This window comes from Nocardia coffeae (assembly GCF_019890715.1).
Lineage (GTDB): Bacteria > Actinomycetota > Actinomycetes > Mycobacteriales > Mycobacteriaceae > Nocardia > Nocardia jiangxiensis.
In genome coordinates, this window is sequence record NZ_JAINZY010000017.1 from 199,225 (window position 1) to 221,020 (window position 21,796).

Annotated in this window: 22 protein-coding genes; 7 read left to right on the forward strand and 15 right to left on the reverse strand. The window is 67.1% G+C overall.

The features are described from left to right. The first annotated feature begins 19 nt into the window (after window positions 1–19). Window positions 20–1,507 (forward strand): aldehyde dehydrogenase family protein, encoded by a 1,488-nt coding sequence (locus K7711_RS40650; protein ID WP_222977233.1) that lies wholly within the window; start codon window positions 20–22, stop codon window positions 1,505–1,507. A 52-nt stretch (window positions 1,508–1,559) separates the two neighbouring features. On the opposite strand, the gene K7711_RS40655 is transcribed toward K7711_RS40650, so the two are convergent. Beyond that, on the reverse strand, window positions 1,560–2,213 hold the full coding sequence (locus tag K7711_RS40655; RefSeq protein WP_222977235.1) for a TetR/AcrR family transcriptional regulator: 654 nt from the start codon (window positions 2,211–2,213) through the stop codon (window positions 1,560–1,562). A gap of 329 nt (window positions 2,214–2,542) precedes the next feature. On the opposite strand from K7711_RS40655, the gene K7711_RS40660 reads away from it, so the two are divergent. The 3 genes from K7711_RS40660 (at window position 2,543) to K7711_RS40670 (ending at window position 6,645) form a co-directional block, all read left to right on the forward strand. Next, window positions 2,543–3,259, forward strand: a complete 717-nt coding sequence (locus tag K7711_RS40660) for a hypothetical protein (RefSeq protein WP_222977237.1) — start codon at window positions 2,543–2,545, stop codon at window positions 3,257–3,259. Between the two features lie 176 nt (window positions 3,260–3,435). Further along, complete coding sequence (locus K7711_RS40665) at window positions 3,436–4,983, forward strand: AMP-binding protein (protein WP_222977239.1); 1,548 nt, start codon at window positions 3,436–3,438, stop codon at window positions 4,981–4,983. 48 nt (window positions 4,984–5,031) lie between these two features. Further along, window positions 5,032–6,645, forward strand: a complete 1,614-nt coding sequence (locus tag K7711_RS40670; protein WP_222977240.1) for an MFS transporter — start codon at window positions 5,032–5,034, stop codon at window positions 6,643–6,645. A gap of 83 nt (window positions 6,646–6,728) precedes the next feature. Here the strand turns inward: K7711_RS40670 and K7711_RS40675 are convergent, their stop codons facing one another. The 14 genes from K7711_RS40675 to K7711_RS49145 form a co-directional block, all read right to left on the reverse strand. Then, window positions 6,729–7,757 carry a phosphotransferase family protein gene (locus tag K7711_RS40675; RefSeq protein ID WP_222977241.1) on the reverse strand — a complete coding sequence of 343 codons (1,029 nt, stop codon included), beginning with the start codon at window positions 7,755–7,757 and terminating at the stop codon, window positions 6,729–6,731. Then, window positions 7,754–8,824 carry a phosphotransferase family protein gene (locus K7711_RS40680; RefSeq protein ID WP_222977242.1) on the reverse strand — a complete coding sequence of 357 codons (1,071 nt, stop codon included), beginning with the start codon at window positions 8,822–8,824 and terminating at the stop codon, window positions 7,754–7,756. Before K7711_RS40680 ends, K7711_RS40675 begins: the two co-directional genes overlap by 4 nt. A 12-nt stretch (window positions 8,825–8,836) precedes the next feature. Then, complete coding sequence (locus K7711_RS40685) at window positions 8,837–9,517, reverse strand: TetR/AcrR family transcriptional regulator (RefSeq protein WP_308015174.1); 681 nt, start codon at window positions 9,515–9,517, stop codon at window positions 8,837–8,839. Between the two features lie 14 nt (window positions 9,518–9,531). After that, complete coding sequence (locus tag K7711_RS40690) at window positions 9,532–9,966, reverse strand: nitroreductase family deazaflavin-dependent oxidoreductase (protein ID WP_222977244.1); 435 nt, start codon at window positions 9,964–9,966, stop codon at window positions 9,532–9,534. Window positions 9,967–9,987: 21 nt separating this feature from the next. Next, window positions 9,988–11,235, reverse strand: coding sequence for a cytochrome P450 (locus K7711_RS40695; protein ID WP_040832697.1), 1,248 nt, complete (start codon window positions 11,233–11,235; stop codon window positions 9,988–9,990). A gap of 4 nt (window positions 11,236–11,239) precedes the next feature. Next, window positions 11,240–12,010: an SDR family NAD(P)-dependent oxidoreductase gene (locus K7711_RS40700; protein WP_235748532.1), complete on the reverse strand. Its 771-nt coding sequence runs from the start codon at window positions 12,008–12,010 to the stop codon at window positions 11,240–11,242. Between the two features lie 15 nt (window positions 12,011–12,025). Next, a complete protein-coding gene (locus K7711_RS40705) occupies window positions 12,026–12,235 on the reverse strand; it encodes a ferredoxin (RefSeq protein ID WP_222977245.1) in 210 nt (69 codons plus the stop codon). Window position 12,236: 1 nt separating this feature from the next. Further along, on the reverse strand, window positions 12,237–13,442 hold the full coding sequence (locus K7711_RS40710; protein WP_222977246.1) for an amidohydrolase family protein: 1,206 nt from the start codon (window positions 13,440–13,442) through the stop codon (window positions 12,237–12,239). A 26-nt stretch (window positions 13,443–13,468) separates the two neighbouring features. Further along, on the reverse strand, window positions 13,469–14,938 hold the full coding sequence (locus K7711_RS40715) for an aldehyde dehydrogenase family protein (protein WP_308015175.1): 1,470 nt from the start codon (window positions 14,936–14,938) through the stop codon (window positions 13,469–13,471). A 32-nt stretch (window positions 14,939–14,970) separates the two neighbouring features. Next, on the reverse strand, window positions 14,971–16,167 hold the full coding sequence (locus K7711_RS40720) for a thiolase family protein (RefSeq protein ID WP_222977258.1): 1,197 nt from the start codon (window positions 16,165–16,167) through the stop codon (window positions 14,971–14,973). Then, on the reverse strand, window positions 16,164–16,592 hold the full coding sequence (locus K7711_RS40725) for a Zn-ribbon domain-containing OB-fold protein (protein ID WP_308015176.1): 429 nt from the start codon (window positions 16,590–16,592) through the stop codon (window positions 16,164–16,166). Before K7711_RS40725 ends, K7711_RS40720 begins: the two co-directional genes overlap by 4 nt. Further along, on the reverse strand, window positions 16,589–17,800 hold the full coding sequence (locus K7711_RS40730) for a CaiB/BaiF CoA transferase family protein (RefSeq protein ID WP_222977260.1): 1,212 nt from the start codon (window positions 17,798–17,800) through the stop codon (window positions 16,589–16,591). The genes K7711_RS40725 and K7711_RS40730 overlap by 4 nt, the downstream gene beginning before the upstream one ends. Window positions 17,801–18,043: 243 nt before the next feature. Beyond that, a complete protein-coding gene (locus tag K7711_RS40735) occupies window positions 18,044–18,322 on the reverse strand; it encodes a hypothetical protein (protein ID WP_222977262.1) in 279 nt (92 codons plus the stop codon). A 42-nt stretch (window positions 18,323–18,364) separates the two neighbouring features. Then, a complete protein-coding gene (locus K7711_RS49145; protein WP_222977263.1) occupies window positions 18,365–19,252 on the reverse strand; it encodes an NAD(P)-dependent oxidoreductase in 888 nt (295 codons plus the stop codon). A gap of 159 nt (window positions 19,253–19,411) precedes the next feature. Between K7711_RS49145 and K7711_RS40745 the strand changes: the two genes are divergently transcribed. From K7711_RS40745 to K7711_RS40755, 3 genes are all read left to right on the forward strand, one after another. Continuing rightward, window positions 19,412–20,026: a TetR/AcrR family transcriptional regulator gene (locus tag K7711_RS40745; RefSeq protein ID WP_222977264.1), complete on the forward strand. Its 615-nt coding sequence runs from the start codon at window positions 19,412–19,414 to the stop codon at window positions 20,024–20,026. A 103-nt stretch (window positions 20,027–20,129) separates the two neighbouring features. Continuing rightward, window positions 20,130–21,098 carry a LysR family transcriptional regulator gene (locus K7711_RS40750; RefSeq protein ID WP_222977269.1) on the forward strand — a complete coding sequence of 323 codons (969 nt, stop codon included), beginning with the start codon at window positions 20,130–20,132 and terminating at the stop codon, window positions 21,096–21,098. 188 nt (window positions 21,099–21,286) lie between these two features. Next, the gene (locus K7711_RS40755; protein ID WP_222977271.1) at window positions 21,287–21,769 is read left to right on the forward strand and encodes a hypothetical protein; all 483 of its coding nucleotides are present in this window, start codon (window positions 21,287–21,289) and stop codon (window positions 21,767–21,769) included. Window positions 21,770–21,796: the final 27 nt, after the last annotated feature.

Here is a 21,796-nt window from a genome sequence, read left to right on the forward strand (position 1 = left end):
AACATCTTTGGAGACGATCATGACCACGAACCGATCAGCGGCCTCTGTCGCCGCGGACGAGTCGAAGGCCGACCGGCAACTGCTGATCGGCGGACGGCTCGTCGACGCCGAGCGGACCTATCCGTCGTACAACCCGGCCACCGAGGCCCTGGTGGGCCATGCCCCCGATGCGACGGTGAACGACGCCCACCTTGCGATCGCCGCGGCGCGCGAGGCATTCGACAACGGAGTCTGGGCGACCGATGTCGGTCTGCGCATCCGGTGCCTGGAACAACTGCATCAGGCGTTGACCGACCACGTCGAGGAGCTGCGCGCACTCACCATCGCCGAGGTGGGTGCGACGCTGTCCCTCACGCGCGCAGCGCAATTGGAGGATCCGATCAAGATCGTGCGGTACTACGCCGATCTGCTGAAGACGTACTCCTTCACCGAGGATCTGGGCCCGGTCGAATATCTCGGCCAACAGCACCGGCGCTGGGTGGAGAAGGAGGCCGCGGGCGTGGTGTCGGCGATCGTCGCCTACAACTACCCGAATCAGCTGGCGCTGGCGAAACTGGCGCCCGCGCTGGCGGCCGGATGCACGGTGGTGCTCAAGGCCGCGCCGGCCACGCCGTTGGTGACCCTCGCCCTGGGCGAGATCATCGAGAAATACACCGACATCCCGGCCGGTGTCGTGAATATTCTTTCTTCCCAGGAGGTTTCGGTCGGCGAGGCGTTGACCATCCATCCCGACGTGGACCTGATCACCTTCACCGGGTCGACCTCGGTGGGCCGCTCGATCATGTCCGCGGCCGGCAACGGGCTCAAGCGGGTATTCCTGGAGCTGGGCGGTAAATCGGCCGCGATCGCACTCGACGACGCCGACTACAAGGGCGTCGGGCAGTACGCGGCGTTCGCCGCGACGCTCAATGCCGGGCAGGCCTGCGCGCTCACCACGCGCCTGCTGGTGCCGCGCGCGGATCACGATGCCGTCGTCGAACTCGTCGCCGCCAATATGGCCCGGGTGCGCTTCGGCGACCCGAACGATCGCAAAACCTATATGGGCCCGTTGATCAGCGCGGCGCAGCGCGAGAAGGTCGACGGTCTGGTCCAGCGTGCGGTGGCCGAGGGCGCGAAACTGGTGACCGGCGGTGAGAAGGTCGGGCCGGGATACTTTTACACGCCCACGCTGCTCGCGGGCGTCGATCCGAACAGCGAGATCGCCCAGGAGGAGGTGTTCGGCCCGGTGCTGGCGGTGATCGCGCACGACGGCGACGACGACGCGGTCCGCATCGCGAACAACTCCGCCTACGGCCTGTCCGGCGCGGTGTTCAGCGCCGACCACGATCGTGCCCTCGCGGTGGCCCGCCGTGTCCGCACCGGCACGTTCAGCATCAACGGCGGGAACTACTTCTTCCCCGACGCGCCCTTCGGCGGATACAAACAGTCCGGTATCGGCCGCGAGATGGGCGTGGCGGGTCTGGAGGAATTCCTGGAACGAAAAACCTTGGCGTCCATACTCGGCTGAGCCCGGCAATTCGAAACTCGGTGCGGCCGGAACTGTTCCGGCCGCAACGCAGTCACTTCTTCGTGAAACCGCGGGCGCAGAAGTCCCAGACTTCCTCGCCGGTCACCGGATACTGGGTTTCGTTCTCGGGATCCTCGGCGGATTGCGCGCTGAACATGACGGTCTGCATGACCATCGCGGCCATGCGCCGGGGAATGACGCCCTTGCGCAATTGCCCGGCCTGTTCGGCTTCCTCCAGCAATTCGGTGAACAGCATGAGCACCGGGGCGTGCGCGAGTTTCACCTGGGCGGGATGGGTCACCAGCAGTTGCGGTGCGAAATCGGTGAACAGCGGCCGTCGCGCGGTCGGGTCCGGGCGGCACAGCTCGAACAGCAGCTCGATGACGATCCGCAGGCGCTCGACGGGATCGGACGCGTTGGTCGCCGCGACGCGCAGTTGGTCGGCGGTACGAACCAGGGAGTCCTCGAACAATGCCAGCAGCAGTTCGTGTTTGCTGTCGAACTGCAGGTAGAAGCTGCGCAGGGATTGCCGGGAGCGGTCCACGACCTCCTGGACGGTGAAGTCGGTGGTGCCCTTCTCGGTGATCAGCGCCTGCGCGGCGTCGAGGAAGCGCTGCACCCGCTGCTCGGCTCGCATCTTGGCGGTGCGCAGCGACCGCTCGACCGCGCGTTGCTTCCAGCCCGGTTCTTCGATGGGGCTTGTCACGGATGAACCTGTTCCTTGTCACTTGTGCAGAACATTGTTGCACTGTACCGGAGAATGTGATGTCGCCTGCCGTCTCCGATCTTCTCCCCATCCATGCGTGGGCGGCATCGGGTCATCACGAATCGGCACCGAAAGATCTTGGTTGAGAGCCTTGTCACACCAATGGTGGGCGTTCTATCGTGGTGACCAACCTACTGGAGAGTTAGTAGGTTTGGTCGAGGAGGAATGCGGTGCAGCCCACCGCCGGCTTCCCCCAGCCCGGCTCGATCGGGACGTAACGCCGACCGTCGAGGCGGCGACATGCACTCATCAACCGGATGGGAATTCATATGGTTGCTCGATCGCTCGATACCGTCGATCCAGGTGTGGGCGCGATTCGCTCGGTCGCCGACGCGCGTGCGCACGCTTGCAGGCACCGGTTGCGGTACCGGGTGGCGATCATCGCCCCGAACGTCGTCGACGCCGTGCACTCGGTGGGCGGCTGGGTCTTCGATCGGGTCATGGCGGGCTGGGAGGTCACCGTTGTGGTGCCGGACCTGGCGGATCGGGCGCCGCTGCAGATTCTCGGGGCCATTGTGGTGAATCTGGAGGACGCCCTCGGTTCACCGCCGGACGCCGTGCAGATCTGGCCGCACGAACTCGTGGTCGCCGCAACGGTATTCGACTCCGATGCCCGGGTTCGCTCGGGTGTGACGGCCAATCTCGAGGCGCATGCCGACGAGATCATGTTCTGGGGTCGGTGCGAGGGTCGCGTCCGCGGCGTCGAACATCGGCTGTCCGCGGCCGCGCGGGCGTTCAAGGCCAGCGCGCTGACGCTCGCCGGGGAATCCTTCGAATCGGTCCCGGGCGTCGAGACCTTCCATCGCCGCGGCCCGCGTGGCGGATTCACGGCCGATCTGGTGCATCTGGGCTCGTGGTCGCGTGCCCGCGGCGGGTCGATGGACTCCTTCGGCTCGGAAATCCGGCCGGACGGCGCCGCGGACGCCGTGGTCATCGACATCACGCGCGGTGTGCGCCGCCTTCGATGCGACGAATCCGACCGATAGTTCTCCATTTCCTGCCAATTCACTCTCGAGAACGAGAAGCGCGTTCTACTCTCGACTAGAGCCCGGTTCTCGAACCGGGCCTCGCCGGGGCGAATTCCCGGCATCGAATCTCGGATCACCTCGATGGAGCGGCGGAGCGAGCCGCCGGCTGTCGTGCAGGGCATTGGAGCTCGACTATGCGTGTTGTCCCCCCGGATCTGGTCGAACGGTACGAACGCGAGGGGTGGTGGACCGCCGACTCGATCGCGGATCTGCTCACTCGCGGATTGGCCGCCGCACCGGATACCGAGTTCCGCGTCCATTCCACCGCCCGGCCGTGGCAGGGCACCTTTCGCGACGTCGAACTGGTGGCGCGGCGACTGGCCGGCGGTCTGCGCGCCCGCGGCGTCACCGCCGGAGATACCGTCGCGTTCCAGCTGCCGAACTGGATGGAGGCGGCGGCCGCGTTCTGGGCGGCCTCGCTGCTGGGCGCGGTGGTGGTGCCCATCGTGCACATCTACGGGCATCGGGAAGTGGGCCACATCCTCGAATCGGTCCGTCCGCGAGTGTTCCTCACCGCCGACCGATTCGGTTCGCGCACTTACGATCCCGAGGTGTACGCCGGAGTGCCGATCGTCGGCGTCGTGGGCGGGCAGGATCCCGGCACGGACTTCGACGCCCTGCTCGCCGACCAGGCGTGGCAGGGCCACGCCGCGGTGGATCCGGCCGCGCCGGTGCTGATCGCCTTCACCTCCGGAACCACCAGCGCGCCCAAGGGCGTGGTGCACAGCCACCGGACCCTGCTGTTCGAGACCCGGCAGATGACCGCGCGACGTCCCGCCGACCTGACCCCGCAACTCATCACCGCGCCGGTCGGGCACTTCATCGGCATGCTGACCGCATTCCTGGTCCCGGTGCTGGAGGGCAGCACCATCGATATGGTCGACACCTGGAATCCCGAACAGGTGCTCGAGCTGATGACCGCGTACGGCATCGCCGTCGGCGGCGGCGTGCCGTACTACATGACGAGCCTGATCGATCATCCGAACTTCACCCCGGAACATCTGGCCTTGATCAAGTACGCCGGGCTGGGCGGAGCGCCCGTGCCGGTCGCGGTGGTCGAGCGGCTCACGGCGCTGGGGATCGAGGTGGCGCGGTCCTACGGGAGTACCGAACATCCGTCGATGACGGTGTCGGAGTACACCGATTCCCGCGACAAGCGGATCTACACCGACGGCTGCCCGGCGCGCGGTGTGGAGGTGCGCCTGACCGAGGACGGCGAAATCCTCAGTCGCGGACCGGATCTGTGCCTGGGCTACACCGACGACGCGCTCACCACCGCGCGATTCGACGCACAGGGCTGGTATCACAGCGGGGACGTCGCCACGCTCGATGCCGACGGCTACATCACGATCACCGACCGCACCACCGATCTGATCATTCGCGGTGGTGAGAACATCAGCGCGCTCGAGGTCGAGGACGTACTGATCACCATGCCGGGCGTGGTCGAGGCGGCGGCCGTGGCCGCACCCGACACCCGCCTGGGCGAGCACGTGGCCGCGGTGCTGCGGCTGGCCGCCGATATTCCGGCTCCCACCCTCGAGGATCTGCGCGCGCATTTCGCGAATGCCGGTCTGGCCAAACAGAAATGGCCCGAGGAGATCCACATCGTGACCGACTTCCCGCGCACCGCGAGCGGCAAGGTCCAGAAATTCCTGCTGCGCCGGAACCTGCGTTCCGCGTAATTCCCGGCGTCTTTTCGCCGTTCGTTCCATTCCTTCCGGGAGACACCCATGTCCACAACCCAGACCAGTCCGGTGCCGGACGATACCGGCGCAGCGGTCACCCACAGCGCCGGCCGACTCGACGACGCCTCGAAATTCCGCATCGCCGCGATACTCCTTGTGATCGTGCTCTACACCGAAATCGCCCCGCTGCAGTACACGATGGTCGCCGCGGCACTGCAGAAGATGACCGCGACGTTCCCCACGGTCGGCGGCAACATCAACTGGGCCGTGATCATCCTCGGGCTCGTGGGCGCCTCGGCCACACCGGTCCTCGGCAAGGCGAGCGATATCTGGGGTAAGAAGCGGATGCTGCTCGTGTGCGGGGTGCTGTTCCTCGCCGGATGCGTGATCTGCGCTTCGACGAGCAACTGGACCATTTTCCTGATCGGGCGCGGATTGTCCGCATTCGCCATCGCGACCCAGTTCATCTCCTACGGACTGGTACGAGATCTGCTGCCCCGCAAGTATGTTCCGATCGGGCTCGGCTTCATCGGGACCGGCGTCGGCTTCTCCGGTGTGGCCGCGCCGCTGATCGGCGGAGTGCTGGTCGACCATTTCGACTGGCGCTCGATGTTCTGGTTCCTGGCCATCTTCACCATCGTGCTGACTCCGCTGGTGATCTTGCTGGTGCCGGAATCCACTGTGCGGCTGCGGGATCGGATCGATCCGTTCGGTGCGGTGCTGCTGTCCGCGGGTGCGCTGCTGACCCTGTTGTACCTGGACAACGGGCAGAACTGGGGCTGGACGCGAGCGACCAGTCTGCTGTGGCTGATCGTCGGCCTGCTGCTGCTGGTGTCCTTCGTCGTCGTCGAGCGCCGGGTGTCGCGGCCGATCATGGATATGCGGCTACTGCTGAATCCGAAGGTCAGCGTCGTGTTGTTGATGACGGTCATCGGTATGGGCATCACCGCCGTGCAGCCGCTGGCGCTGGGATACATGACCCAGACGCCGAGCAGTGAGACGTTGCGCGGGCAGATCGCCGAGGGTGCGGCGGCGCACGCGCAGGCTGCGGGACATCCGATACCGCGAGACATGATCCGGGTATTCCTGGACCCCGGTTACAGTTACGGCAACGGGTACGGCATGGTCCAGTACGCGGTGCACATCGGTATGTGGGCCGGGGTCCTGGGGATGATCGTCGGGCCGTTCGCCGGAGCGTTGATTCGCCGGATCGGCGGGCGGATACCCGCGATCATCGCCTTCGCGCTGCTGACCGTGTCCGCCATCGGATTCGCCGTCTCGCAGTACAGCCTGGTCACCTACCTGGTGCTGTACATCCTGTCCGGCATCGCCTTCGGCTTCCTGTACGCCGCGCTGCCCTCCCTGATCGTCGAGGCGGTGCCGCCGGAGCAGCAGGGCGTCAGCAGTGGAATGCTCGGTGTGACAACCAGTTTGGGCACCGGCGCGGCCATGGCGGTGACGACGGCGCTGCTGAACAACAACCCGGTCGTCGCGCACATCGATGTCGCGGGTCATACGACGAGCCAGGTGATTCCGCAGGTGTTCGCCGATCGCGGGTACACCGACAGTTTCTGGGTGATGGTCGGCACGACCGCCGTCGCCCTGGTCATCGCGGTGCTGATGCGGCACGGCCGCAAACCCGCCACCGGCGGGGAGTGACGCGAGGAGCTGCCGTCGGACGACGGCAGCTCCTCGGTTCGTGAATAGTGCAGCGCCCGTTCGTATTCGAACGGGCGCTGCACTCAGACGTCGAGTAGATCCAGACTGCGATGGCGTTCGACCGCGCGGGCCAGCCGGTCGGTGAGATGTTCGATGATCGGGCGTTCGACCGCGCGGGTGATCGCCCACATGAACAGGCCGTACGGCAGTAATGCGCGGTACAGCCACCAGGCCCGGTCACGATCGGGCGGGGTGATGCCGTGCGCGGCCAGGCGGTCGAGGTAGTGCTCGACCAGTTCGCGTTCGTGCCGGGCCAGATCGTCGGGGTCCAGGACGGTCGCCAGATGGTAGGCGACGTCCAGGGCCCAGACGCCGTGCTGGACGACCTGCCAGTCGATCAGGCCCGGACTGCCGTCGGGGAGTTGGTAGATATTGCCGGTGTGCAGATCGCCGTGCACCAGGCAGGTCGCCGAATCCCGCGCGAGTGCGCCGATCGCGCCCATCGCCGCGATGAGCCGGTCGGCGCTGTGCACCTCGGTCGAGATCGCCTGTGCGCGACCGTCTTCGAGCTGTGCTTGCAGTTGCTCGACGGTCAGGTGTTTGGCGAGCGATACCGGGCGAGGCGGGAAATTTCCGGCCGGCACGGGGAGTTTCCCGTCCCAGGTGGCCGCGTGCAGGGCCGCGAGTTGGTCGAGCGTGGCCGCGGCCTGCTCGGCCCGGTACCCCACGCGCGGATCCAGGAAGTGGGCTCCCTCGGCGACGAGGTCTCGCATCAGTACCAGTGCGTGACCGGTCCGATCGTCCACCGCGGCGTGCACGCACGGTGGGGTGCGCACCGGAAGATGATGGGCGACAAGGCGATAGAAGTCGGCCTCGGCGCGGGTGGCACGCCGCAGGGCGGGGTTGAAGTATCCCTTGGCGCACAGGGCCGTGGGCGCATCGGTCGGCTGGGCGTAGTCGACTCGGAAACGCACCTTCGTAGCGACGGTTTCCAGCCGCTGGACCACCTCGGTGCCGGTCACGACGGCGTTGGAATGACCGGTGCTCAGCAGGGCGGTGAGCCATTGCGGCGAGAGCACGACCGCTTCGTCGTCGGGTGCGGGATTGTTCATCGAATCCCCTCGGGCACAACCAGACCGGCCAGATCGCAGGCGTGGTGCAGATAGGAGAAATGCCGGGTGCTGGTGCGCGCCATCGGCGGCAGCGAGCGGCGGCTGTGCAGACTCAGCAGTCCGGCCTTCAAGCGGGCGAACACCTCGTGCCAGTGCAGATCGTCCGGTGTGCGGCCGGTGGATTCGCGCCACAGCGCGATCGTCTCCTCGCGCGTGCCCAGCCCCGCCAGACGCGGTATGCCCTGTCCGGCCGACAGCGATTCGTCGAACAGCAGCCACCAGGCCAGATCGGCCACCGGTCCGGCGAGCGAGACCTGTTCCCAGTCCATCACCCCGAGAACCTGGAAGTCGTTGTCGTACATGATATTCCCGATCCGGGCATCACCCCACGACAGCCCGGGCGCCGAAGCCGCGGGTCGGTGCGCGTCCAGCCATTCGAACAGCGCCGCCGCGACCTCCGGCGTCTTCTCCCCGAAAGCCCAGTCGGCGTACGCCTGCCAATAGGACAGCTGCTGCTCGTCCCCGGACACACCGTGTTCGGGCCGGTCGACGAACGCCACCTCCGAGATCGGCACAGAGTGGATCGCGCCGAGCTGCTGCATCGAGTTCTGCCACAGCGTCCGGCGTTGCGCGGGGGTGGCCTCGAACAGCCAGCCCGAGGAGTTGTACACCGGCATGCTCACCGGCACCCGTCCGAGCAAGCGCCGCATCACATAGAACGGCCTGCCCAGAACGGTGGGATCGGATTCGAACCAGAGTGGTTCGGGCACCCGGACATCGAATCTGCCGAACAGTGCGCGCAGGATGTCGTACTGCAGCCGGAACCGGGGTTCGTAGTACATCTGATGGTCCGGACCGGGGGCGATCCGCACGGCGAATTCCGCGGTGCGGCCGTCGGCGCGGGCCCGGATCAGGAGGGTCTCGTTGGAAGCGCCCGCACCCTGCGGATAGCTGGGCGGGTCGATCTCGACCTCGGCTGCGTCGAGCCGCGCGGCCAGCCAGGGGCGCAGGGCGTCGAGTGCGGCGTCGAGATCACGGCCGGTGGAAAATACGGGTGCTTGCTCCATTGCGCGGCACCATTACCTCTCGGGGAGATGGCCGCCGAAGGCGGCCAGACAGAATGACCACAGGCGTTCGCCGAAATCGCCGGTATCGGCTGGTGAGGGTGCGAACGCGTAGTGGTGGTACACCGACATGACGAGTTTGGTCGCCAGCCACGCATCGGCGGCCGGGTCGGCGGAGTGCAGCAGGTTCTGCTGGTTGGCATTCCGCAGTTCCTGCTCGATGAGATCCGCGAAGGACTGATTGGCCCCGGCCATCTCGGTGGGGAACAACTGATACAGCCGCCAGTGCTCGGCGGTGACGAATTTCGGTGCGGCGCCTTGGGCGCCGTCCAGTGAATGCAGTGCGGAGGAGATGTAGAAACGCAAGCGGGACACCGGATCCGGCAATTCCTTCGCGGCCTCGGCGAGCCTGGCCGACGCCTCGATCAGGAAGTCCTCGAAGACGGCCAGCAGCAGTTGATCCTTACTCGCGAAATGCCGGTAGAAGGTCTGCAGGGCGATGCCGGCCTCCTTGGACAACTGCTGTGTGGTGAAACCGGAGCCCTCGGTCTCGAGCAGGCGGCGGGCCGCGGCGACGATGGTCTGCGCCTGCTCGATACTGCGGATGCGCGAACGTTGCACCGAGCGTGAGCGCGCCGCGGCGCGATCGGCCCATGCCGGGGTGTCGTGCGTGACCGAGGAATCCGATGTGACCACAGCGGACCTGCCTTTCAGACGGGGCTGAGCGTGACGACCGGAATCACCCGGCGGGTGCGTTCCTGGTACGCGTCGTAGTTCGGCCAGTATGCCGTGACGATGTTCCAGAGCCGGTCGCGTTCCTCGCCGGTCGCGGTCCGCGCGCGGACCGGCAGGTGCTCGGCCTTGATCTGGATCTCGGCCTCGGGATGCGCCCGCAGGTTGAGATACCAGGCCGGATGACGCGGTGCGCCGCCGGTCGAGGCGACCACGAGATAGTCCGCGCCGTCCCTGCCGTAGATCAGCGCCGAGGTCCGGCGGCTGCCGGACTTGCGTCCGGTCGTGGTCAACAACAGGATCGGAACGCCGTTCCAGGTGTAGCCGATCTCGCCGTCGGTTTCGCGGTAACGGGCCACGTGTTCGGCGCCCCGCAGGGTGATGTCGGGTGGTCGGTAGGTGGAATCGGGCACTGTGCCTCCAGGGTTGTGTGCTCAGCCGAACAGCACGGGAATTTCGGTCGCGCCGCGCTCGTACAGGCCGATGATGCGCGGCGGTGGGGCGTCGGGATCCAGGCGCAGATTCGGCAGCCGGTCCAGCAGTGCGCCGATCCCGGTCACCATCTCCGCCTTGGCCACATGCATGCCGAGGCAGGCATGCGCACCGCTGCCGAAGGCGAAGGAGGGCCGGGGTTTTCGGGTGAGGTCGTAGACGTCCGGATCCGGCCAGCGCGCCGGATCCCGGTTGGCCGCGGCCACGCCCAGGTGCAGCACCGCGCCCTCGGGCAGATGCACTCCGTGAAAGTCGATGTCACGCATGACATATCGGGAGAACATCGGATCGGTCGGCTGCCAGCGCAGCGCCTCGTCGATGGCCGGGCGCAGCAGCGTCCGGTCGGCCCTGACCGCCTCGAGTATCTCGGGTCGCTGCAACAGCGCAGTCAGGGTGATGCCCATCTGCTTCCAGGTGGTTCCCGATCCGGCGGTCAGCAGAAGCACTGCGAACGAATGGATCTCGGCATCGGTGAGCCGTTCGGGCGCGCCGTCCTCGCCCGGAAGTTCGGCCTGGACCAGGACACTGAGCAGATCGTCGCGCGGGGATTCGCGCCGCGCCGCCACGAGCGGGCGGATCAGCTCCACGACCCGGTCCGGCCGTTGCAACGCCGCCCGGATCTCCAGCGCCTGATCCACCGGAACACCGAAGCTGCCGGTGATGGTGAGCACCGGGATGGCCGCGCAGAAATCCACGTTGAGTTCCGCGCGGCCCTCGTCGATGAAGCCATCGATGAGTTCGTGGACGGTGCGCTCGATCCAGTTGTGGATCCACCAGCCCGCATTCGACGGCGTGAACGACGGCTGCACCAGCGCCCGATATCTGCGGTGCTGAGCGCCGCTCATCGCGAGCATGCTGTTCGTCGCGCCGACCGGACCCTGATTGGGATCCACCGGATGAGGCGCGGATACGAACACCTCGGGGTTGCGGTACGCCGAATCGCAAGCGGCGAAACCGAATGCGGAGAAATGTTCCCGATCCGGTTCGGGCAGCCCGTGGAACACCGCCCGACCCGGATAGCCGGTCAGCTCGTGCACCGTGCCGGGCTGAACCGGCGCCTGTGCGCGGAGCCGATGCCAGACCGGATAGGGATCGTCCTGGTAGTCGCCGCCGGTCTGCACGAGATAGGAACCGCGCAGATCGAACAGTTCGCGGACCCGTGCGCGGTCCAATCGTGTTGCTGCGGACATGATCTCACCTCGCCACATATCCGCCGTCGACCGGCAGCAGTACGCCGGTGATGTTCGCGGCGCGTTCGGATGCCAGGAAGACCGCGGCCTCGGCGCAGTCCTCGGCGGTGATCGGGCGGCCGAGTGGATGGTTGGCCGCGGTGCGCTGGGCGACCGTGTCCGGATCTCCGGACAGGCCACCGGCCGCCATGAATCCGGTGTACGGCATGCCCGCCGGGCAGATCGCATTGGCGCGGATGCCGAACGGCGCGCCCTCGATCGCCACGGCCTTGGTCAGCTGATGGACCGCGCCCTTGGTGGCGGCGTACACCGCACCGCCCCAGGCCACCAGCCCCGCGACCGAGCCGGTATTGAGCACGACACCGCCGCCGCCCTGCCGTTTGAACTGTGCGACAGCATGTTTGGAGCCGAAGAACACCCCGCCCACATTGATCGCGAACAATCGCTGGAAATCCTCGGCCGTGTGGTCCTCGAGTTTCGAGCCCAGTCGCGGCGTCGGCACGCCCACGTTGTTGTACACCACGTCCAGGCGGCCGAAGTGCTCGGCCGCCGCGGCGATCATCGCGGAGACCTCGTCCTCGTGCGCGACATCGCAGGCGATGGGAACCGCTGTGCCACCGTCCTTCTCGATCCGGCGCACGGTCTCCTCGGCCGCTTCCAGGCGGATGTCCGCGCACAGCACGCGGGCGCCCTCGGCGGCGAACCGCGCCGCCGAGGCCGCACCCACGCCGGACCCGGCGCCGGTGACGACCGCGCCCTTACCTTCGAGCATCATTCGAATTCACTCTCGTCACTCGGCATCGCTGCCGATCACCAATTGCAGTGCGCCGGTGGGACATGCGCCCACCGCCTCCCGGACCCGGTCCAACTCGTCGCCGGGCGGCTCGCGCAGCACGGCCTGCCCGTCCTCGTCCTGCACGAAGCTGCGCGGTGCGTAGTCCAGGCAGACGCCACAGCCCAGGCAGGCGGATCGGTCGACCCGGACCGTCCAGTCCGCCATCTCAGACTCCGGCGAGAACCGGAGGTTCGGCCGGGGTGAAGCGGTACAGCCGTTCGGCGTTGCCGCGCAGGATTTTGTACTGCGTCTGCTCGGGCAGATGCTCGATGACCCGCCGCACGGTCTGGATGCAGTTCGGCCAGGTGGAGTCCGAATGCGGATAATCGGTTTCGCACATGATGTTGTCCTCGCCGATCACATCGATACTGGCGATCCCGTGCACATCCTCGATGAAGCAGCCGAAGACGTGCTCCCGGAACGTGCTTCGGATGTCGAGCGCATCGAGATCCACGTGGTGACTGGCCGCGTGATCACCCCACTTCATCCCCTTCTTGACCCAGTGCCGCTGCTTGTCCAGCACCTGTTCGGCGCGTTCGAGGAAGTACGGCATCCAGCCGATCTCGCCCTCGGACAGTGCGATCTTGAGCTTCGGATAGCGCTGGAACATGCCGCTGAACAGCCAGGACAGCATCGCTCCCGAGGTGCGGGTGGCGCCCCAGGCGAGGTTGGCCAGGAACGGCGCGTCGGGGGCGATCTGCGGCACGGTCGAGGACGAGCCGACGTGCATCGAGACGACCATCTCCAGATCGTTGGCCGCGGCCATCACCGGATCCCAGTAGCCCCCGGCGTCGTGGATCGTCGGAAGTCCCAGGGGCGCGGGATTTTCCGAGAACGCGAAGGTGGTCGCGCCCTTGGCGGCGCAACGCTCGAGTTCGGCGGCGGCGAGTTTCGGATCCCACAGCGGAATCAGCACCAGCGGGATGTAGCGGCCCGGCGCCGCGCCGCACCATTCCTCGATCATCCAGTCGTTGTATGCCTTCAGGCAGACCAGGCCGAAGTCGCGATCGCTGCCCTCGGAGAAGAGCTGGCCGCAGAACCGGGTGACCGTCGGGAAGCACAGCGAGGCAAGGATTCCCGCGCGGTTCATATCCTCGACGCGGGCCTTCGCGTCATAGCAGCCGGGCCGCATCTCGCTGTAGGGCAGCGGTTTCGGGCTGAACTCCTCCTTGGACTTCCCGGCCACCGCGCTCAGGCCCGAGCTGGGAAAGCGCTTGCCGTCGTACACCCAGCAGTCGATGCCGTCGTCGCCGACCTCCAGATGCGGTGCGCGATCGCGGTCCGCGCGTGGCACCCGGTCCACCCACAGATTGCCGGGCTCGAGGATGTGGTCGTCGACCGAGATCAACCAGTCGAGGGACAGTTCGGACATGGTTCCTCCTTCGGATGGGTTGGTGGTCACCGGAATTCGCCGATGACCAGGTGTTTGACTTCCTGGAAGGCCCGGATGCCGTCCGGGCCCCGCTCGCGGCCCAGGCCGCTGTGCTTGTAGCCGCCGCTCGGCGCGTACGCGCTGAACAGGGCGGTGTTGACGTTGACCGCACCGGTGCGCAGTCGCCGTGCCACGGCGGTCGCCGCGGCGGGATCGGCCCCGTACACCTGGCCGGACAACCCGTAGCGACTGTCGTTGGCGATGGCTATCGCGTCGTCGACGTCGCGGTAGCCGATCACCGACAGCACCGGTCCGAAGATCTCCTTTCGCGCGGCGGGATTGGCGTTGTCTGGCACGTCGAGCACGGTCGGCTGCACGTAGTAGCCACGCTCGAATTCCGCAGGACGTCGGCCGCCCTGGGCGAGGGTCGCGCCCGCCTCGACTGCCTGAGCGATGATGCGCTCACAGCGTTCCCGCTGCGCGGCGCTGATCACCGGGCCGAGCGCGGTCGCCGGATCGGTCGGCGCGCCGACCCGAAGTCCGGCGTACACCTTCGAAACGGCTTCTATCACTTGGTCTTTGGCATCCTGCGGCACCAGCATCCGGGTGGCCGCGACACATGCCTGCCCGGCCATCCCGCCGACCACCGCGGCAGCCCCAGCGCCCGCCTTGGACACCGCGTCGGGCAGGTAGATCTGGGCCGATTTGCCGCCGAGCTCCAGCGCCACCCGCTTGATCGTCGATGCGGCCTGCGCGGCGATCGTCGCTCCGACGACTGTGGATCCGGTGAACGAAACCATGTCCACCGCAGGGTGACTCGTGAGCAGCTCCGCACCCGCGGACCCGGCCTCGACGACGACGCTGAACACCCCGGGCGGCAGTCCGGCCGCCTCGGCGGCAGCGCCGAAGATCAGCGAGGAGATCGGCGTGAGCGGACTCGGCCGCAGGATCACCGAATTGCCGGTGAGCAGCGCCGGGACGATCTTCTGCAACGCCATGATGAACGCGGCGTTGTAGGGCGTGATCGCGGTGACCACGCCGACGGGTTCGTATCGGCGGATGCTCAGCGCGACCCGGCCGCGGGTCAGCTCGTCCACCGGAACTGGATTGGTCCGTTCTTCGGGCATCGTGAGGTACAGCTCGATGGTGTTGCGCGCCAGCGTGATTCCCGAGAGGAACTGGGATCGTTCGGCGAATGCGAGCGGCTGCCCGGCCTCGGCGACCATGGTCGCGACCAGTGCGTCGCGGTCCTGCTCGAGCCGGTCCAGGAAAATGCGCAGGACACGTGCGCGCTCGGCCGCTGTGGCCTGGGCCCACACGCCGCTGTCGAATGATCGCCTGGCCTCGGTGACGGCGCGCTCGATCTCGGCCATGGGTGTGGCCGGTAATTCGGTGACCACGGATTCATCGGCCGGATTCTCGACGGCGAAGGGAGTCTCACCCGTCACCCATCGACCGGCCACATACGATCGCCGCTCGGCGAGGATCGTCGGCACGTTCTGATCTCCTTCGTCGTTGCCGCACAAGGTCATAGCGGCTCGCTGGTGTAGAGCACGGCGCCGCCGTAGTGCGGGCAGGACTGGCAGGCCAGGCCCACCCTCGCCGCGGCGCGCTGCCGGGCGCCCGCGCGTCCGGACAGTTGCAGGTAGCACTCGAGCATCTGCGGAATCCCGTGCATGCGACCGGTGCCCAGGGCTCCGCCGCCGGACAGCACCGGCAGGCCGGTGGACGAGTCGATGCCGCCGTCCTGCACGAAGCGATGCGCCTCGCCGACGGGGCACAGGCCGAGTGATTCGAGCCAGAAGTAGACGAACGGGGAGAACCCGTCGTACAGCTGCGGCAGATCCACGTCGGCGGAACCGAGGCCGGTGGCCTCCCAGAGTCGTCGTGCGGTGGCCGCGCCCCCGGTCATGATGTCGTCCAACGGCCAATGCGATGGCAGGCGAGGCGGTATCGGCCCGCTCCCGGCATATCCCGCGACATAGACCGGGGGATGCGGCAGATCGCGGGCGCGCTCGGCGGAGGTCAGCACGAAGGCGGCCACGCCGTCGACCGGGATATCGCAGTCCAGGCGACGCACCGGATCGCTGATCATCGGCGCTTCCAGATACTCCTCGACGGTGATCGGCCGCTGATACCAGTACGACCAGGGCAGCGCCGCCCCGTTCCGGCGGGCCTCCACGACGACGTGCGCCATTGCCGCCGGATCGGCTTTGTAGCGTTGCAGATATTCGTTGTAGGGCAACCCGATCATCGACAGCGGACCGCTGTAGCCCTGCGGCGCGGTCCACTGCTGCGCACCGCCGATCGCGGTCGCCGGATTGTCGTGGTAGCCACCGGCCGGGTTGTGCAGGGCACGGTGCAGCACAACGTAATCCGCGGCACCGGCGGCAATCGCGTTGACCGCCATGGCAACCGAGCCGGATATCTGGCCGATGCCCTGGAATCCCGCGACATAGCGCGGATCCGAGCCGATGCGCTGGGCCAGCCAGCCCGCGGTCACGGTGCTCACACCGTCCTGGACCGCGTGCGCCCCGGCGGTGGGAAACAGTGCGGCAGCGACGAATCCGTCGATATCCGCCGATCGCAGTCCCGCATCGGCGATCGCCGCGCGCGCGGTGTCGAGGGTGACCGCGCCCAGCGGCCGGTCGAAGTGCCGCCGCACCTGGCTGTGCGCGAATCCGACGACGGCCACCGTGCCGCCCGCGCGGAACCGGCCGGTCATCGGGCCCGCGCTTCGGTGGCCAGGACGAACGCGGGTATCGCGACGTCATCGGCGATGTCCTCGAAGCCGACTCGAACCGAATCACCCTGGTGCAGCACGCTGTTCGGACCATCCAGCAGACGGCCGATCATTCGCAGATCGGGCTGCTCGGCGAGTTCGACGTCGACGAGCAGGTACGGCGCGTCATCGGCGAATCCGGGCAGTGTCGCCCGGTACACCGTCGTCCACGACCGGACCGCGCCGTCCCCGCTCACTCGCTCGTAGCGGAAGTTCGGCGAGGTCGATCCGCAGTGCTGGCAGATCGCCTCGGGGGGAAGGGAATACGCGTCGCATCGGGCGCAGCGGGGGATGCGCAGTTCGTGCCGGGCGGCCGCGGCCCAGTACTCGGCGGAGGAGTCGTCCGGGATCGGCACCGGGCGCGTCACGGGATGACTCCGGCGTCTTTGAGTTCGGTGATCCGGTCCCAGGAATAGCCCATGTCGAGCAGGCACTGCTCGGTGTGTTCGCCGTGCTCGGGTGCGCGCCGCAGCTGCGGGGGATGTTGGTCGAACTGCACCGGCCCGGTGGGCAGGGAGTAGGAGCGACCGTCCTCGAGGTCCACCCGGCCCAGGTACTGATTGGCCTGCACCTGCGGATCCTCGAGCAACTCTTCCACGGCCTGCACCGGCGCCCAGGGCGCGTCCAGATCCGCGAGCAGATCCTTCCACTCCTGGAAGGTCCGCTGGGCGAATTCGGCCTCGAGTTCGGCCACGCACGCGGCGAGATTGGTTCCGCGAGCGGCCAGGTCGACGAACCTCGGATCCTCGATGAGTTCCTCGCGGCCGATCAGCCGGCAGAAATCGGCCCAGTAGCGATCCGATTCCAGGAAGACCAGCTGGATGTGCCGACCGTCCTTGGTGCGATAGCTGCCCACGAGCGGATTCACCGATCCGCCGCGGCCCGAGACCGCTCGCGGCCGATTGCCCGACAAGGCGGCGAGCACATCGGAGGACAGCATCCACATCGCGGCGGCCAGCAGTGAGACGTCCACGATGCCGCCGCTGCCGGTGCGTTCACGTCGCAGCAGAGCGGCGGAGATGCCGAATCCCAGTGCGACAGCGCCGTTTCGGTCGCCCATCGCGCCGCGCTGACTGATCGGGTGGTCCCGCTCGGGCGGGGTGAGCACATGCGCCACACCACCCTGCGCCCAGAACGCGGAGGAGTCGTACCCCGGCTTGTCCGCACCCGGCCCGCGCACCCCGAACCCGTGACCGCGGGCGTACACCAGCCGGGGATACCTGGCGGTGAGTCGTTCGGCGTCGAGCCCGAGCCGCTCCAGCGCGCCCGGCCGGAAGTTGGTGAGAAATACGTCGGCGGTGGCCAGCAACTCGTGCAGCAGTTCGCGCCCGCGCTCGGTGCTCAGATCGATCGACATCGACCGTTTGCCTCGATTCGCCAGGGCCACGGACAGATTCACGCCGTCGCTGTCCGATCCGATGCGCTGGGTGGCCAGCTGCCGATAGGGATCTCCGGTGGGCCGCTCGATGCGGATCACCTCCGCGCCCCAGTCCGCCAGCAGCGCTCCCGCCACCGGCACGAACACCCACTGCGCGAGCTCGACCACCCGAATCCCCGTGAACGCTTCGGAGTCCACGAACCACCTCCACCGAGCAAATGTAAGAATCTAATTCTCACTCAGAGTAGAACATGACTCTCGTTTCATGGAAGTGAAACTCTAAAGATGCAGGTGATCGAGGGAGTCTTCGGCACTCTCGCAGCCGGATCGCCCTCCGCGCTGGAGGTGTCCGGTCCGGTGTGATCCGCGTTGAAACAGCGAAAAGCCCACGGGCTCGATGTGTCCCGTGGGCCTGGAGATGAGTGTCGCTGGTGGGGGTGCCTATCGCCGCCCGCGGGCGTGCGTCATCCTGGTGACGGTCGCCGGACCCTGCCAGCCGCACGGCTGGCCGCAGGTGGCGATGATCTCCGAATCGGAGGTGCCATCCGCGTAGGTGTGCGCGAGATGTGCTGCGGTGGCAGGATATCCGCAGCGCGGGCACTTGCCGAAGTAGTCCAGGATCTCGGTGACCGTGGAGTGGATCGGCGAGCGTGACGCGAAGCCGCGGTCGGGGCGGTGGCCGACGTGGCGGGGCGACGAGTTGATTTCGACGGTGGTCATGGGAACTCCCGGTTGGATGACGAAGCGGAACAGGTTGGTGTGTCAGGGATTTCGTGGCCGGTCCACCCAGCGGGCGATATCGGTCTGGTCGGCGGCGGGATCCAGGTCCGCGGCCGCGCGGCTCCACAGCTCGACCGCCTGCTCGCCGAGCGTCGCGGGCGCGCCGACCGATCGCGCCAGATCCGTTGCGATCCGCATGTCCTTGAGCATGAGCGCCAGGGCGAATCCGGAGTCGTAGGTCTCGGGCAGGATGTTCTGCGGGAATTTGAGCTGGGTGGCAGCGCTGCGGCCGCTCGCGGTGTTGATCGTCTCGATGATGACGCTCGGGTCGACGCCGAACCGGCGACCGGCGGCCACCCCTTCCGCGGCGGCGAGCAGATTCGTCGCGGCGAGCAGATTGTTGATCGCCTTCACCGCGTGGCCCGCTCCGGTCCCGCCGACGTGCCGGACCGTGCCCAGCGGAGCGAGGATCGGTTGGACCTCGGTGATCGCATCGCCCGGACCCCCGGCCATGATTGTCAGCGTCCCGGCCTCCGCGCCCCGCACACCACCGGAAACCGGTGCGTCCACGAGGGTCAGCTTGCGTTCGGCCAAGGCGGCGGCCAGTTTTCGGGTCGATTCCGGTTCCGACGAACTCATATCGATCACGGCGATGCCCGGCTTCAGCGCGTCCAGCAGCGCCGCGTCGTCGAGTACGGATTCCACGACCCGGGAACTGGGCAGCATGAGGATCACGTACTCGGCGCCGGTGACCGCCTCGGCCACTGTCGCGGCCGCACGTCCCCCGGCCGCGACCAGATCCGCGCGGGCCGCCTCGACCGGATCGAAGCCGATCACCTCGAATCCCGCGTGCACCAGGCGTCGGGACATGCGCGAGCCCATCGTGCCCAGGCCGATGAATGCGATACGGTCCGTGCTCTGCTCACTCACGCCCGGCTCCTTCTTGGATATCTTGGTTCTATCCTAACGAGAATAAGGTTCTCTCTAACAAGAGTTTATCTTCTCGATCGCGGAAGTGGGTGCGTCTTGTGACGTCGATGCGATAGACCTACTGTTGAGTCGGTAAGTTTCGCCGAGCTAAGGAGTCCGGTGCCCCCTCGCGAGTCCACCCGGCCTTATCAGGCGTTGCTCGCCAAGGGTGAGCAGCGTCGTTCGCGGATTCTGGTGGTCGCACAACGCCTGCTCACGCGGTACGGATGGCGAAACACCACGCTCGCACAGATCGCGGAGAAGGCGGGGGTCACCCGTGCGGGGCTGCTGCATCATTTCGAGTCCAAGGACCAGTTGCTGCGCGCGGTGCTCGATGTCCGCGACGCGGACGACGAGCAGCACGCCGACCTCGGCGGCGACGTCATCGCGGAGATCGAGAACGTGGTGGAGCGTTTTCGTCGCGCACCGGATCTGATCGGCATGTACACCGTCCTGCTGGCCGAAAATCTCGACCCCGACGCCCCGCTGCGCGCTCGGCTGCTCGATCGGCACCGGGCGAGTGTGGAGGTCATCGCCGAAGGTATCCGCAGAGGTCAGCGCACCGGCCGATTTCGTGCGGACATTGATCCGGCGGTGAAGGCCGTCGAGGTGTCCGCCTTCCTGAGCGGAATGGAAACCACCTGGCTGCTGGACCCCTCGATCTCGCTGGATCGGGTCTTCCGGGACTACGCGCAGGCGCTCGAGCGTGAGCTCACGCCCGTGGACCCGTGCTGACTCGCCGGAAATTCGTTGTCCACGCGAGACTCGCAGAATCTAAATGAGGTATAGAGAGAAGGCGATTCTCGCACCCTCGAAAACGCCTCGTCAGGAGCAGCGCATGGATCTCAAACAGCTCAAGGCGCTGGTCACCGTCGCCGAGGTGGGGAGTGTGACGCGGGCGGCCGAACTGCTGCACCTGGTCCAGCCGGCCGTGACGCGCCAGATTCGCACCCTGGAACACGAACTCGGCGTGGAGCTGTTCGAGCGCAGCCACACCGGTATGCGGCTGACCGATGCGGGTGCGGTCATGGTCGAGCGGGCCGGGCGGGCGCTGCGGGAGTTGGGGCGGGCGCGGGCCGAGATCACCCCGCCGCCCGGGGTGGTGGGCGGGGTGGTGACCGTCGGCCTGCTGGAAAGTGCCGTCGATCTGATCGCGGGCCGGCTGACCGCGGCGGTGCTGAGCAGTCATCCCGGTATCGAATTGCGTATTCTCACAGCGTATTCCGGACATCTGCAACGGTGGATGGACGACGGCGACCTGGATCTGAGCCTGCTGTACAACCTGTCCGACTCGCCGTCGCTGAATGTGGCTCCACTGGTCAGCGAGCAGCTGTGGGCCGTGGCAACCATGGATGCGGGACTGAGTGCGGATCGGCCGGTGGCCCTCGCCGAGGTGGCGGCACATCCGGTGGTGATGCCCTCGGCCGGACACGCGTTGCGGGTGTTGATCGATGCGGCGGCGGCGAAGGCCGACGTGGTCTTCGACATCGGGGTGCAGACCAATTCGATGCATCTGCAGAAGTTGCTCGTCATCGACGGGCACGGCTGGACGATTCTGCCCGCGTCGGGGATCGTCGCGGATGTCGCCGAGGGCAGGTTGAGCGCAGCGCCGTTGCGGCAGCCGGAGATTCGGCGATCGATCGTGCTGGGCATGTCGCGTACGGGCCGGATGCCCGCCGCGGTGGACATCGTGGCGCAGGAGCTCGCGCGGTCGATGCGCGCGGCCGTGACCGCGGGCGGGTGGTTGTCGGCGCAATGGCACGGCGATCCGGAGGCGATCGAGCCGATGCGCCCGCGTCGGCCGTGAGGTGATCGCGCGGACTGATCGTGCGCGTGCGGGTATGCCGATCGCGTATGGGCGCATAGCAAATTTTCATTTTTCAAACACACGCCTCATCGCCCATTATTCTCCGTGTCAGAGAATCTCATTTCCACCTTTGTTCGCACGCATGATGAGGACCTGCGACGATGTATCACATTTCTCGAGCTACCGCTATGGCCACAATGATTTTCGCGGCGTCGGTGATCTCCGCAGGCGTTGCGAACGCCGATGCGGCGAATCCGGCGCAATCCGCATCGGAATCGAATCCAGCGGCCCCCGCCGATAATTCGCCGCAGACCGCGCCGGTCGATCCGGGCGCCGAATACATGAAGGCATTCGACGGCGTCGCGGGAACCTTCTCGAACGACTCCACGGTGGGACGCGTCGTCGGCACGACGGCAGGCATCCTGGTCGGATGCCCAGTCGGCGCCGTCACCGGTGGGACGCTGTTCCTCCCCGTCGCTCCGCTCACCCCGGTCGGAATCGTCGGCGGCTGCCTCATCGGCGCTGCCGCACTGGGATTCGTCGGCGGGACTGTCGGCAGTGTCGTCTCCGGATCGCCCGCGACGTTGAACGCATTGAATCAGCAATATCAATCACTGCATTCCAAGGGACTGATCGCCGCACCCGTTCCGGTGCAGAATGGCGCGCAGTAATTCCGGTATTCCGTCCGATTTCCGAAC

Excerpts from the sequence above, each read along its gene's own strand:
- K7711_RS40650 (WP_222977233.1), top strand. The coding sequence starts at position 20 with ATGACCACGAACCGATCAGCGGCCTCTGTCGCCGCGGACGAGTCGAAG.
- K7711_RS40660 (WP_222977237.1), top strand. The coding sequence starts at position 2,543 with ATGGTTGCTCGATCGCTCGATACCGTCGATCCAGGTGTGGGCGCGATT.
- K7711_RS40665 (WP_222977239.1), top strand. The coding sequence starts at position 3,436 with ATGCGTGTTGTCCCCCCGGATCTGGTCGAACGGTACGAACGCGAGGGG.
- K7711_RS40670 (WP_222977240.1), top strand. The coding sequence starts at position 5,032 with ATGTCCACAACCCAGACCAGTCCGGTGCCGGACGATACCGGCGCAGCG.
- K7711_RS40675 (WP_222977241.1), bottom strand. The coding sequence starts at position 7,757 with ATGAACAATCCCGCACCCGACGACGAAGCGGTCGTGCTCTCGCCGCAA.
- K7711_RS40680 (WP_222977242.1), bottom strand. The coding sequence starts at position 8,824 with ATGGAGCAAGCACCCGTATTTTCCACCGGCCGTGATCTCGACGCCGCA.
- K7711_RS40695 (WP_040832697.1), bottom strand. The coding sequence starts at position 11,235 with ATGTCCGCAGCAACACGATTGGACCGCGCACGGGTCCGCGAACTGTTC.
- K7711_RS40700 (WP_235748532.1), bottom strand. The coding sequence starts at position 12,010 with ATGATGCTCGAAGGTAAGGGCGCGGTCGTCACCGGCGCCGGGTCCGGC.
- K7711_RS40705 (WP_222977245.1), bottom strand. The coding sequence starts at position 12,235 with ATGGCGGACTGGACGGTCCGGGTCGACCGATCCGCCTGCCTGGGCTGT.
- K7711_RS40710 (WP_222977246.1), bottom strand. The coding sequence starts at position 13,442 with ATGTCCGAACTGTCCCTCGACTGGTTGATCTCGGTCGACGACCACATC.
- K7711_RS40720 (WP_222977258.1), bottom strand. The coding sequence starts at position 16,167 with ATGACCGGCCGGTTCCGCGCGGGCGGCACGGTGGCCGTCGTCGGATTC.
- K7711_RS40735 (WP_222977262.1), bottom strand. The coding sequence starts at position 18,322 with ATGACCACCGTCGAAATCAACTCGTCGCCCCGCCACGTCGGCCACCGC.
- K7711_RS40750 (WP_222977269.1), top strand. The coding sequence starts at position 20,130 with ATGGATCTCAAACAGCTCAAGGCGCTGGTCACCGTCGCCGAGGTGGGG.
- K7711_RS40755 (WP_222977271.1), top strand. The coding sequence starts at position 21,287 with ATGGCCACAATGATTTTCGCGGCGTCGGTGATCTCCGCAGGCGTTGCG.